The 11,779-nt window shown below is 66.2% G+C and carries 13 protein-coding genes; 7 read left to right on the top strand and 6 right to left on the bottom strand.

Annotated features, from left to right (window positions below):
* The first annotated feature begins 3 nt into the window (after positions 1–3).
* From AC5RUW_RS05765 to AC5RUW_RS05755, 3 genes are read left to right on the top strand one after another with little or no spacing between them, the layout of a single operon-like run.
* Positions 4–618 (top strand): TetR/AcrR family transcriptional regulator, encoded by a 615-nt coding sequence (locus tag AC5RUW_RS05765; protein ID WP_494159814.1) that lies wholly within the window; start codon positions 4–6, stop codon positions 616–618.
* Positions 615–1,064: a DUF3054 domain-containing protein gene (locus AC5RUW_RS05760; protein WP_494159813.1), complete on the top strand. Its 450-nt coding sequence runs from the start codon at positions 615–617 to the stop codon at positions 1,062–1,064. Before AC5RUW_RS05765 ends, AC5RUW_RS05760 begins: the two co-directional genes overlap by 4 nt.
* A complete protein-coding gene (locus tag AC5RUW_RS05755) occupies positions 1,061–1,342 on the top strand; it encodes an Lrp/AsnC family transcriptional regulator (RefSeq protein ID WP_494007054.1) in 282 nt (93 codons plus the stop codon). The genes AC5RUW_RS05760 and AC5RUW_RS05755 overlap by 4 nt, the downstream gene beginning before the upstream one ends.
* Positions 1,343–1,425: 83 nt before the next feature.
* Here AC5RUW_RS05755 and trpD read toward each other — a convergent pair whose 3' ends face one another.
* The gene (gene trpD / locus AC5RUW_RS05750; protein WP_494159812.1) at positions 1,426–2,472 is read right to left on the bottom strand and encodes an anthranilate phosphoribosyltransferase; all 1,047 of its coding nucleotides are present in this window, start codon (positions 2,470–2,472) and stop codon (positions 1,426–1,428) included.
* 159 nt (positions 2,473–2,631) lie between these two features.
* Here trpD and ctaE point away from each other — a divergent pair, with 159 nt between their 5' ends.
* The 4 genes from ctaE (at position 2,632) to qcrB (ending at position 6,944) form a co-directional block, all read left to right on the top strand.
* The gene (gene ctaE, locus AC5RUW_RS05745) at positions 2,632–3,270 is read left to right on the top strand and encodes an aa3-type cytochrome oxidase subunit III (RefSeq protein ID WP_494007056.1); all 639 of its coding nucleotides are present in this window, start codon (positions 2,632–2,634) and stop codon (positions 3,268–3,270) included.
* Positions 3,271–3,348: 78 nt separating this feature from the next.
* The gene (gene qcrC / locus AC5RUW_RS05740; RefSeq protein WP_494159811.1) at positions 3,349–4,140 is read left to right on the top strand and encodes a cytochrome bc1 complex diheme cytochrome c subunit; all 792 of its coding nucleotides are present in this window, start codon (positions 3,349–3,351) and stop codon (positions 4,138–4,140) included.
* Positions 4,141–4,227: 87 nt separating this feature from the next.
* The gene (qcrA, locus tag AC5RUW_RS05735; protein WP_494007058.1) at positions 4,228–5,259 is read left to right on the top strand and encodes a cytochrome bc1 complex Rieske iron-sulfur subunit; all 1,032 of its coding nucleotides are present in this window, start codon (positions 4,228–4,230) and stop codon (positions 5,257–5,259) included.
* A gap of 2 nt (positions 5,260–5,261) precedes the next feature.
* Positions 5,262–6,944 carry a cytochrome bc1 complex cytochrome b subunit gene (gene qcrB / locus AC5RUW_RS05730; RefSeq protein ID WP_494159810.1) on the top strand — a complete coding sequence of 561 codons (1,683 nt, stop codon included), beginning with the start codon at positions 5,262–5,264 and terminating at the stop codon, positions 6,942–6,944.
* A gap of 150 nt (positions 6,945–7,094) precedes the next feature.
* On the opposite strand, the gene AC5RUW_RS05725 is transcribed toward qcrB, so the two are convergent.
* The 5 genes from AC5RUW_RS05725 to AC5RUW_RS05705 all read right to left on the bottom strand — a co-directional run bounded on the left by AC5RUW_RS05725 (position 7,095) and on the right by AC5RUW_RS05705 (position 11,670).
* Complete coding sequence (locus tag AC5RUW_RS05725; RefSeq protein WP_494159809.1) at positions 7,095–7,892, bottom strand: GntR family transcriptional regulator; 798 nt, start codon at positions 7,890–7,892, stop codon at positions 7,095–7,097.
* Positions 7,893–8,095: 203 nt separating this feature from the next.
* Positions 8,096–8,497, bottom strand: coding sequence for a cytochrome c oxidase subunit 4 (locus tag AC5RUW_RS05720; RefSeq protein ID WP_494159808.1), 402 nt, complete (start codon positions 8,495–8,497; stop codon positions 8,096–8,098).
* Positions 8,494–10,221 (bottom strand): aa3-type cytochrome oxidase subunit I, encoded by a 1,728-nt coding sequence (ctaD, locus tag AC5RUW_RS05715; RefSeq protein ID WP_494007062.1) that lies wholly within the window; start codon positions 10,219–10,221, stop codon positions 8,494–8,496. Before ctaD ends, AC5RUW_RS05720 begins: the two co-directional genes overlap by 4 nt.
* 22 nt (positions 10,222–10,243) lie before the next feature.
* Positions 10,244–11,107, bottom strand: a complete 864-nt coding sequence (ctaC, locus tag AC5RUW_RS05710; protein ID WP_494007063.1) for an aa3-type cytochrome oxidase subunit II — start codon at positions 11,105–11,107, stop codon at positions 10,244–10,246.
* 185 nt (positions 11,108–11,292) lie between these two features.
* Entirely contained in the window at positions 11,293–11,670 is a 378-nt protein-coding gene (locus AC5RUW_RS05705; protein WP_494007064.1) for a HesB/IscA family protein, read from the bottom strand.
* Between the last annotated feature and the right edge of the window lie 109 nt (positions 11,671–11,779).

The raw sequence follows: 11,779 nt of genomic DNA, 5'->3' as shown, positions 1-11,779 counted from the left end.
CCCGTGCCCCGCATTTCCGCCCCCACAGTGGCTGAGCACCGGGCGGCGCAGCAGCGGGCCCTCCTCGACGCCGCTCGCACACTGCTGGCGCAAACGGGCACCGCACCCAGCATGGCCGACGTCGCGGCCCTGGCCGGACTGGCCCGGCCCAGCGCCTATCAGTACTACAAGTCGCGGCAGGATCTCCTCCATGCCCTGGTCCTGGACACCTTCCCGCGCTGGACGCAACGGGTCCGCGCGGCCATGGACGCCTGCAGCCATCCCGCGGACCGGATCCTCGCCTATGTGCTCACCAACGTGGACCTCGTCGATGAGGGCGAACACGCCGTCGCGACCGCCCTGGTCAACGTCGCGCCCAGTGAGGAGCTGAACGCGGAGAGCACCAAGATGCACCAGCAGCTGCTGACCCCGCTGGTGGAGACGCTGGCGGAGCTGGCGGTACCGGACCCGGCGATGACGGCTGAGCTGATCAACACCATCGTCCACTCCGCCACGCGCCTGCTCGACGGCGGGGCACCGCGCAGCGAGGTCAGCGCCCGGCTCACCGAACTGCTCGGCCCGTTCGTCGAAGACCTCAAGGCCCGCGGCGGCACTGACGGAAAGACGGCAACCGCATGACTTCTCCCGCTCCCTCCCGTACCGCGCGGTTCTGGCCCGCCGCCGCAGCCGCCGATGCGGCCCTGATCCTCCTCTTTGCCGGCCTCGGCCGCGACACGCATGCCCGCGGCGTTGACGTGGGCGGGCTGCTCGGCACGGCCTGGCCGTTCCTGGCCGCGGCGGCCCTGGCCTGGGCGGGACTGCGGCTCCAGCGCAGCCCGCTGCGCCTCTGGCCGCACGCGGTGGTGCTGTGGCTGGCCACCAGCCTTCTCGGCATGGGCCTGCGGTGGCTGGGCGGCGGCGGGACGGCCCTGAGCTTCCAGCTGGTCACCCTGGGCGTGCTGGGCGCCTTCCTGCTGGGCTGGCGGCTGCTGGCCGCCGCCGTCATCCGTGGGCGGGCCCGGCACGGTTCAGCTAGGCTCGGAGACAGGACTTCGGCCCGCAGCTCTTCGAAAGGCACCCCATGATCACCGCGTTCGTACTCATTCAGACCGATTCCGCCCGCATTCCCGAATGCGCCGAGGAGATCTCCGAGCTGCAGGGCATCAGCGAGGTGTACTCGGTGACCGGCGAGTGGGACCTGATCGCCGTTGCGCGGGTCCGCCGCCATGAGGACCTGGCGGAGACCATCGCGAACCGGCTGTCCAAGGTGGAGGGCGTCATCGGCACCACCACCCAGATCGCCTTCCGCGCCTATTCCAAGCACGACCTCGACGCCGCGTTCTCCCTCGGCTTCGACGAGTAGCCTGTTCCAATGTTGAAGGAGGCGGCCCACCGGGCCGCCTCCTTCAGCGTGTCCGCGGCAGCGCGCCGAGGCACCGTCCCGCCTTACTGAGTAACAGCCACCCAGCGGGCCAGGGCGGCCGCCGCGGCGCCGCTGTCGATGGCTGCCGCCGCCCGGTCGATCGCGGCCGCCAGGCGGGCCTCCAGCGGCCCCTCCGCCGACGGGTCCAGCGCCACAAGTCCGGCGGCGGCGTTCAGGACGACGGCGTCGCGCACCGGCCCGGTCTGTCCGGCGAGGACGTCGCGCACGACGGCGGCGTTGGCCTCGGCGTCGCCGCCGCGCAGGTCCTCAAGCCCGGCCCTGGGGATGCCCAGGTCCAGCGGGTCCACCGTGGTGCGCCGAACCTCGCCGCCGCGGACCTCCCACACGTCGGAGGGGCCCGTCGTCGTCATCTCGTCCAGCCCGTCACCGCCGCGGAAGACCAGGGCCCGGACGCCGCGGGCGGCCAGCACGCCGGCCATCAGCGGGGCGAGCCGGGCGTCGGCGACGCCGATGGCGGAGGCGGCGGGACGGGCCGGATTGGTCAGCGGGCCCATGAAGTTGAAGGCCGTCGCCACGCCCATCTCGCGGCGGGGCACGGCGGCGTAGCGCATGGACGGGTGGAACACCTGGGCGAAGCAGAAGGTGATGCCGGCCTCCACGGCCGCGCGGGCCACGCGCTCGACCGGCAGGTCCAGCCTGACCCCCAGGGCCTCGATCACGTCCGCCGATCCGGAGGACGACGACGCCGCGCGGTTCCCGTGCTTGACCACCTTGGCGCCGGCCCCCGCGCAGACCATGGCCGCCATCGACGAGATGTTCACGGTGTTGTGCCGGTCGCCGCCGGTGCCCACGATGTCGAGGCAGTCGCCGGGAACGTCGATCGGCCGCGCGTTCTCCAGCATGGCCTCGACCAGGCCGGTGAGCTCGCTCACCGTCTCGCCCTTCGCCCGCAGTGCCACCAGGAAGCCGGCCATCTGGGCGTCCGTGGCCTCCCCGGCCATGATCGTGTTCATGGCCCACCGGGTCTGCTCTGCCCCCAGGTCACCGCCCGCGATCAGGACGGAAAGCAGCTGCGGCCAGGTGTACTTCGGGCTCTGGATCGTAGTCACGCCCCCTAGGTTATCTACGTTTGGTAGAAAAAGCGGATTTGTTTCCGGTGGTGCACTTCCGCGCCGTTACTGGGATCCGCGCCCGTGACCGGCCATCCGGACGCGCCGTTGTCGCTCAGCTGTTGGTGAACCGGCCTGATTTACCGGCATAATGACTCTGTGACAACAGCGACCCATGCCCCCAGTACCCCGGCTCACCCTGCGCTGAACCGGCCGAACATGGTTTCCGTCGGAACCGTGGTCTGGCTGTCCAGCGAACTGATGTTCTTCGCCGCCCTCTTCGCCATGTACTTCACCCTCCGGTCGACTTCCGGCGACCTCTGGGCCATGGAGACGGAGAAGCTGAACGTCCCGTTCGCGTTCGTCAACACGGTGATCCTTGTTTCCAGTTCCTTCACCTGCCAGTTCGGCGTCTTTGCCGCCGAACGCCTCCAGCCCCGCCGCACCGGCGGCATCTTCCAGCTCTCCCGCTGGGGAATGGTGGAGTGGTTCTACCTGACGTTCCTCCTGGGTGCGATCTTCGTTGCCGTCCAGGGCTACGAGTACGCAGTGCTCGTGTCGGAGGGAGTCTCGCTCTCCTCCAACGCCTACGGCTCCGCGTTCTACATCACCACCGGCTTCCACGGCCTGCACGTGGCAGGCGGACTGATCGCCTTCCTCCTCATCATCGGCCGTGCCTACGCCGCCAAGCGTTTCGGCCACTTCGAGGCGACCTCGGCGATCGTCACGTCCTACTACTGGCACTTCGTCGATGTGGTGTGGATCGGCCTGTTCGTCGTCATCTACTTCCTGAAGTAGACCTGCCGGCAGGCAGGACCCCCAGAACCGCCAGTGGTACGCGTACCCCTGAAGACCCCATAAGTTAGGAACCACCAAGTGAAGGCACTATCGCAAAAGCGACGTCATCCCATGGCAGTGCTGGCGCTGCTGCTGATGGCCCTGCTCGTTACCGGTGGCCTCTACGCAGTCGCAAACGGCGCAAACGAGGCCAAGGCTGAAACCCCCACCTACACGGCGGAGGACGTCACCGAGGGCGAGAAGCTGTTCATCTCCAACTGCGCCTCCTGCCACGGCATGGATGCCTCCGGCACGGAGAATGCCCCCTCGCTGATCGGCGTCGGCGCCGCGTCCGTCGACTTCCAGGTCGGCACCGGCCGCATGCCGATGCAGATGCAGGGTCCGCAGGCCCAGCAGAAGCCGGTCCAGTTCAACGATGAGCAGACCGCGCAGATGGCCGCCTACGTCGCCAGCCTCGGCGCCGGTCCCTCCGTTCCGGATTCCGAGTACCTCGATGCCTCCGCCGGCGATCCTGCCGAGGGCGGCGAGCTGTTCCGCGTGAACTGCGCCATGTGCCACAACGCCGCCGCCGCCGGTGGTGCGCTGACCCGCGGCAAGTTCGCGCCGGGCCTGGACGGCGTCAGCGAGAAGCACATCTACGAGGCCATGATCACCGGCCCGCAGAACATGCCTGTCTTCAGCGATGCGAACATCTCCCCCGAGGACAAGCAGAACATCATCTCGTTCCTCAAGAACATCGAAGCCAACGGTTCCCCCGGTGGAGCGCAGCTGGGCTCGCTGGGTCCCGTGTCCGAGGGCCTGTTCGTCTGGACCGCCGGTCTGGGCATGATCATCGCTTTCACCATCTGGCTGACCTCCCGGTCATCCTAATCACCGCACTCACTTCACCCTCCCGGGTGACTCACAGTTACACATAGGTCTATTCAATGCAGTTTCAACGTAAGGATGAGGGGGATCATGGGCGACCATAGTCACGGCAGTCCGAACACCTCGGGCACCGTAGCTACGGCTGGCCAGGGCAGCGAGGAGAAGTTCCCGGATCCGGGGCTTCCCCCGCACCGCCCTCGCCTGGCTGACACGGATCCCCGGGCCGAGAAGCGTTCCGAGCGGCAGGTGGCGATCCTTTTCACCATCTCCATCATCGGCACCCTGCTGTTTTTCTTCGGCTACTTCGGGATCAAGCTCGAAGGTGAACACACCATTGCGGATATCCGCCTGCAGAACCTCCTGCTCGGCCTGGGTACCGCGTTCGCCATGCTCGGCATCGGCGTGGGCATCGTCCACTGGGCGAAGACCCTGATGCCCGACCACGAGATCGTGGAGGAGCGGCATGAGATCCGCTCCGAGGAGAGCCGCGCCGTCGCCGAGAAGATGGTCGGCGACATCGTGGAGGAGACGGGCATCAAGCGCCGTCCCCTGATCCGCAACACCCTGCTGGGTGCTGTGGCCCTGGCTCCCCTGCCCGCAATTGCGATCTTCCGCGACCTGGGCCCGCTGCCCGGCGACGTCCTGCGCCACACCATGTGGGACGCCGGCGTCCGCCTGACCCGCGACCCCAGCGGCACCCCGATCAAGGCGTCCGACGTGACCCTCGGTTCGGCGTTCCACGTCATTCCGGAAGGCCTGAACGAGGCTGAGCACAAGCTGGAGGAGAAGGCCAAGGCCGTCGTCCTGCTGATGCGCCTGGATCCGGAAGAGCTGCAGGTCTCCCCCGGCCGCGAGGACTGGTCCGTGGACGGCATCGTTGCCTACTCCAAGATCTGCACCCACGTCGGCTGCCCGGTGGCGCTGTACGAACAGCACACCCACCACCTGCTGTGCCCGTGCCACCAGTCGACGTTCGATGTGACCCAGGAATGCAAGGTCATTTTCGGTCCGGCCGTGCACCCGCTTCCGCAGCTGCCGATTGCGGTGGACGATGAGGGTTACCTGATCGCCACCAGCGATTTCCACGAACCTGTCGGACCTAGCTACTGGGAGCGTGGCTGATTATGTCTACCGCTACCGAGCAGTTCCAGCCCAAGACGCGGCTGGGACGCATCACCAACTACGTCGACAGCCGGGTCAACGGGTCCGCCGCGGTCAAGGAGTTCGGCCGCAAGGTCTTCCCCGACCACTGGTCCTTCATGTTCGGCGAGGTGGCGCTGTACACCTTCGTCATCCTGCTGCTCTCGGGCACGTTCCTGACCTTCTTCTTCGATCCGTCGATGGCGGAGACGCACTACGAGGGCTCCTACGCGCCGCTCAAGGGCGTGGAGATGTCGGTCGCCTACGCTTCGTCGCTGGACATCTCCTTCGACGTGCGCGGCGGCCTGTTCATGCGCCAGGTGCACCACTGGTCGGCACTGCTGTTCGTGGCCTCGGTCTCGATCCACATGCTGCGCGTGTTCTTCACCGGTGCATTCCGCAAGCCGCGTGAGCTGAACTGGGTTGTCGGCGGCGTGCTGCTGATCCTGGCGCTGGCTGCCGGCTTCACCGGCTACTCGCTGCCGGATGACCTGCTCTCGGGCAACGGCCTGCGCATCATCGACGGCGTCATCAAGGCCGTCCCGGTCGTCGGTACCTACATCAGCTTCTTCCTGTTCGGGGGCGAGTTCCCCGGCACCGTGATCATCGGCCGTCTGTACGTGCTGCACATCCTGCTCGTGCCGGCCCTGATCCTGCTGATGATCGCCCTCCACCTGTTCATGGTCGTGCTCCACAAGCACACGCAGTTCCGCGGCCCCGGCCGTACCGAGAACAACGTGGTCGGCTACCCGGTCGGTCCGGTCTACGCGGCGAAGGCCGGCGGATTCTTCTTCATCGTGTTCGGCATCGTGGCCTTCATGGCCGCGGCGTTCACGATCAACCCGATCTGGAACTACGGCCCCTACGACCCCTCCCCCGTGTCCGCAGGCACCCAGCCTGACTGGTACATCGGCTGGGTCGACGGTGCACTCCGACTGATGCCGGGCTGGCTGTTCGGCTTCCCCTTCGAATGGGTCATCCCGTTCCCGTGGGGAGACAACACGCTCTCGCTGAACGTGCTGCTGCCCGCGCTGGGCCCGGCCGGACTGGTGTTCACCCTGCTGTTCGCGTGGCCCTGGATCGAAGCCTGGATTACCAAGGACAAGCGGTCCCACAACCTGCTCGACCGTCCGCGCAACGCCCCGTTCCGCACCGCGGTCGGTGCCGCAGGCGTCGTCTTCTACTGCGTCATGTGGGCCGCGGCCTCCTCCGACCTCATCGCCACGCACTTCGATGTGTCGCTGAACGATGTGACGTACTGGCTGCGCTTCCTGTTCTTCTTCGGTCCGATCATCGCCTTCATGGTGACCCGCCGCATCGCCCTCGGCCTGCAGCGCAAGGACCGGGAGATCGTGCTCCACGGCGTGGAGAGCGGCCGTATCGTCCGCCTGCCGCACGGCGAGTACATCGAGGTGCACCAGCCCCTCGACGAGTACAAGCGCTACCGCCTGGTGGACTTCGAGTCCCCCGAGTACATTCCGGCCCAGCCGAATGCGCGCGGGAAGATCACCGGCTCGGAGAAGCGCCGCGGAGCGCTGTCCCGGTTCTTCTTCGAAGACCGCGTGGCTCCGGTCACCCCGGCCGAGCTCGAGGAAGCACATCACCACGAGTCCCCGGCTGAGGTTGAAGCCGAGCGCACGGACCAGGCCTCCATCGTGGAGCGCTGATCCTGCAGGACTGAAAAGGAAGGCCCCCACCGGCATGCTGCCGTTGGGGGCCTTCCTTTTTTCTGCTGCTTTCTGCTGCTTTCTGCTGCCTGCTGCCCCGCGTTGGCTGAGTTCCCCTGCAGGGCCCCGATGGGGCCGCTGTGGGGCTGCCTAAGCGCCTGGAGGCAGGCGTGGCTGGTACGACCGGGGCCCGCGGACGCCGGGCCGCTGGAGGGGCACCCAGAGCTTGTAGCGGTCTGCCCGGTAGTACGACACCGAGTAGTCCACCATGGACCGGGAGACATAGGCGTGGCGCTGGATCTTCAACAGCGGGGCACCCAGCTCGACGTTGAGCAGGCGCGCGATGGAGGCTGATGCCGCCGTCGCCTCAATGGTGTCCTCGCCCCACTCCATGACCAGGCCGTATCGCTCGCTCAGCACCCGGTACAGCGACGTCGGCGGCTCCTCGTCCAGGAAACCCGGTACGTAGTGGGCCGGGATGAAGTTCTCGTCCACGCTCATCGGCTCGCCGTCGGCCAGCAGCTGCCGCCGGAACCGGATCACGGGCTGGCCCGGGTCGATCTGCAGCTCCCGCGCGACCAGCTGGGAGGCGCCGATCTGTTCGAAGCTCAGGACGTGTGCATCCGGCACCATGCCGCGGCGGTGCATTTCCTCGCTGTAGGAGGTCAGCTTCACCTGGAGGTCCATTTTCTGCCGGGCCACGAACGTGCCCAGGCCCACCACGCGTTCCAGCGTGCCGTCGTCGACCAGCGCGTCGATGGCCTGGCGCACGGTCATCCGTGCGACGCCGAAGTGTTCCGCCAGCTCCCGCTCAGAGGGTATGCAGGCACCGGCCGGGGCGTGCTGCTCCACGAAACGGCGGAGGATCTCCTGCAGCTGGACGTACTTGGCCTTCCCTGGGATCTTTTCGACCCGCTCCGGATAGGCGCGCAGTGCCCTGCTGATCATTTCCGCACGCCCGCCGCGCGTAGGAGGAGTTTGGTATCCATCACGTAGGCTGCCCTTTCCCGATTTACTGACGCCGACGGCAACGGCAACGGCAGCCCTGCGGCTGCCCCTCCAGATTAGCGCCGGAGGTGAAACACAGACGGCAGGGGCCCTGCAGACGAGAGTGTCTGCAGGGCCCCTGCCGTGAAAAGCGGGCTGTTGCCTTAGTGGGCGTGTGCTCCGCGGCTGTACTCGTACACCCAGCCGATCAGGGCGACGACGGCCAGGCCGACGGAGATGTACAGGACCCACCAGCCGACTGCGAGGCCCAGGAAGGCGCCTGCGCAGGCGGTGGCCAGTACCAGCGGCCACCAGCTCCAGGGGCTGAAGAAGCCCTGTTCGCCGGAGCCCTCGTGGATTTCGCCGTCAAGGCGGTCCTCCGGGCGGGGCCCGATGCGGCGTCCGGTGAAGCCGAAGTAGAACCCGACCATCAGGGACATGCCGGCGGTGAGGAACAGCGCCAGGTAACCGACCGGCTCCTTCCATTCGACCAGGAAGCCGTACACCACGCCCACGACCGCGAAGAACGGGGCCATGTACATGAAGAGCTTTGTCTCTACCTTCACTTGACCTTTTCCTTCCGGTCGCCGGGGCCGAAGACCTTGGCAGCGGCCGATTCATCGGTGACCGTCTGCTGGAGCTCGGGGTGGTGCAGGTCCAGCGCGGGGCGCTCGGACCGGATACGCGGCAGCGAGGTGAAGTTGTGCCGCGGCGGCGGGCAGGAGGTTGCCCACTCGAGGGAGGCACCGAAGCCCCAGGGATCGTCGACCTCAACCTTCTTGCCGCGGCGCCAGGTGATGTACACGTTCCAGAAGAACGGAATCAGGGAGGCGCCCAGGACGAAGGAGGCGATGGTGGAGAACTGGTTCATGGCGGTGAAGTTGTCCTCCACCAGGTAGTCCGCGTAGCGGCGGGGCATGCCCATGACGCCCAGCCAGTGCTGGACCATGAACGTGCCGTGGAAGCCCACGAACAGGAGCCAGAAGTGGATCTTGCCGAGGCGCTCGTTGAGCATCTTGCCTGTCCACTTGGGCCACCAGAAGTAGAAGCCGGCGAACATCGCGAACACCACGGTGCCGAACACGACGTAGTGGAAGTGCGCCACCACGAAGTAGGTGTCGGAGACGTGGAAGTCGAGCGGCGGGGCGGACAGGATGATGCCGGTCAGGCCGCCGAACAGGAAGGTGATCAGGAAGCCGATGCTCCAGAGCATGGGCGTCTCGAAGGTGATCGAGCCGCGCCACATGGTGCCGATCCAGTTGAAGAACTTCACGCCGGTGGGCACCGCGATCAGCATGGTCATGAACGCGAAGAACGGGAGCATGACCGCGCCGGTGACGTACATGTGGTGTGCCCACACGGTCACGGAGAGGGCGGCAATGGCGATGGTCGCGTAAACCAGGCCCTTGTAGCCGAAGATCGGCTTGCGGCTGAAGACCGGGATGATCTCGGAAACGATGCCGAAGAACGGCAACGCGATGATGTACACCTCCGGGTGGCCGAAGAACCAGAACAGGTGCTGCCACAGGATGGCACCGCCGTTGTCGGGGTTGAAGATGTGCGCTCCGAAGCGCCGGTCGGCGCCGAGGGCGAACAGTGCGGCCGCCAGGGGCGGGAACGCCATCAGGACCAGGATGCCGGTGACCAGGGTGTTCCAGGTGAAGATCGGCATGCGCCACATGGTCATGCCCGGGGCACGCATGCAGACGATGGTGGTGATGAAGTTGACCGCACCCAGGATGGTGCCGAAGCCGGACAGTGCCAGGCCGAAGACCCAGAGGTCACCGCCCACACCGGGCGAGAACGTCGTGTTCGACAGCGGCGCGTAGGCGAACCAGCCGAAGGAGGCCGCACCCTGCGGGGTGATGAAGCCGGCCACCGCGATGGTGGAGCCCAGCAGGAAGAACCAGAACGCGAGGGCGTTCAGGCGCGGGAACGCCACGTCGGGTGCGCCGATCTGCAGCGGCATCATGACGTTGGCGAAGCCGGCGAACAGCGGGGTGGCGAACATCAGCAGCATCACCGTGCCGTGCATGGTGAACAGCTGGTTGTACTGCTCCTTGGTCTGCAGGATCTGCATACCGGGCTCAAACAGCTCGGCACGGATGACCAGGGCCATCACGCCGCCGAGGCAGAAGAAGATGAAGCTGGAGATCAGGTACATGTACCCGATCTTCTTGTGGTCGGTGGAAGTGATCCAGTCGACGACGATGCGTCCCTTGGATACCGGTGTTACTCGAGGCGCGACCCGGGTTTCGAGATCGTCCGAAGTGTATTCGAGAGTAGTCACGGTGCTCTTCCTGCCTCCTTACTTACTCGTCGATCGATTCGGGTCGGGCTTCGTTGTAGCTGTAGCTGCGGTCATACTCGTCACCGAGCTGGCCGTCAGGCAGGGTCGCGATGTAGTCGTTGTACTCCCGCTCGGAGACAACCTTGACGTTGAACAGCATTTCGGAGTGGTACTCGCCGCAGAGCTCGGCGCACTTGCCGTCATAGGTGCCCTCGACCTGCGGGGTCAGGGTGATGTAGTTCGTGCGTCCCGGGTAGAGGTCCATCTTCTGCAGGAAGGCGGGCACCCAGAAGGAGTGCTGCACGTCGCGGGTGTTCAGCTGCAGCTCCACCGTCTGGTCGACCGGCAGGTACAGCGTGGGGAACTCGTCCTCGCTCTTCTCGGTTCCGTCCAGGTTGACCTGGGTTCCCGAGAAGTACTTGTCCTCGTTCACGTAGTTGAAGTCCCAGGACCACTGCTTGCCGCGGACGTCGACGATGACGTCGGGGTTCTCATCGCGTTCCTCGATGGCCCGGATGTCCTGTTCGGTGAAGAAGAACAGCACCAGCACCATGAACAGCGGGATCACGGTGTAGAAGATTTCCAGGGGAAGGTTGTAGCTCAGCTGCCGCGGGTAGCCGGTCTCGTTCTTCCGCCGCCGGTAGGCGACGATGCACCAGATGACCAGGCCCCAGGTCAGGATGCCCACGGCCAGCGCGGCGATCCATGAGTTGACCCACAGGTCCATGATGCGGCCGGTGTGGTTGGTCATGTCCCGTTCAGTGGGCAGCCAGCCCTTCTGGACCTCTTCTGAACAACCCGATAAAAACAGCGCGCCGGCCGACGAAACGGCTGAGATCTTAACGATCCTGGCGCGTCGGCTGCTGGTTCGTTCCTGCGAACTCACAGACGGCCCTTCCTCTTGTTACGTGCAAGTGCTGCGCAGCAGAAAAGCATCCCCCGCTGCGCACCTAATAGTTTTACTACTACCTGTAGAGCTTACCCGTACGCGGAGCGGTCCAGTGACAGACCGCACCGCGGCGGGCGTTATTCAGCTTCGATGTTACGTGCCGGGCCGAGCCGCGGCGCCCGTCAGTGGAACGAGTCGCCGCAGGCGCAGGAACCGCCGGCGTTCGGGTTGTCGATGGTGAAACCCTGCTTCGAGATGGTGTCCTCGAAGTCGATGGACGCGCCGCTCAGGTACGGAACGCTCATCTTGTCCACGATGACCTCGACGCCGTCGAAGTCGCGGACGGCGTCGCCGTCCAGCACCCGCTCGTCGAAGTAGAGCTGGTAGATCAGGCCCGAACAGCCGCCGGGCTGCACGGCCACGCGCAGGCGCAGATCGGTGCGGCCTTCCTGCTCCAGCAGGCTCCGCACCTTGTCGGCGGCGACGTCGCTGAGCAGGACCTCGTGGGTGGGCAGCTCGTTCTCGGTTTCGGTGACGGACGCTTCGCTGGAAATGCTCATTGGCTTCTCTCTTTCCTGGTGTGCTTCGCCCCGGCGCACAAGCCGCCGGGGCTAAGTCCCCTCCATGGTACGCCGGGGGGTACCCGCCGGTATAACCGTTCGGCGCGTC

It is taken from the genome of Arthrobacter sp. Y3222053 (assembly GCF_059092805.1).
This window is presented reverse-complemented; position numbering and strand designations above follow the sequence as displayed.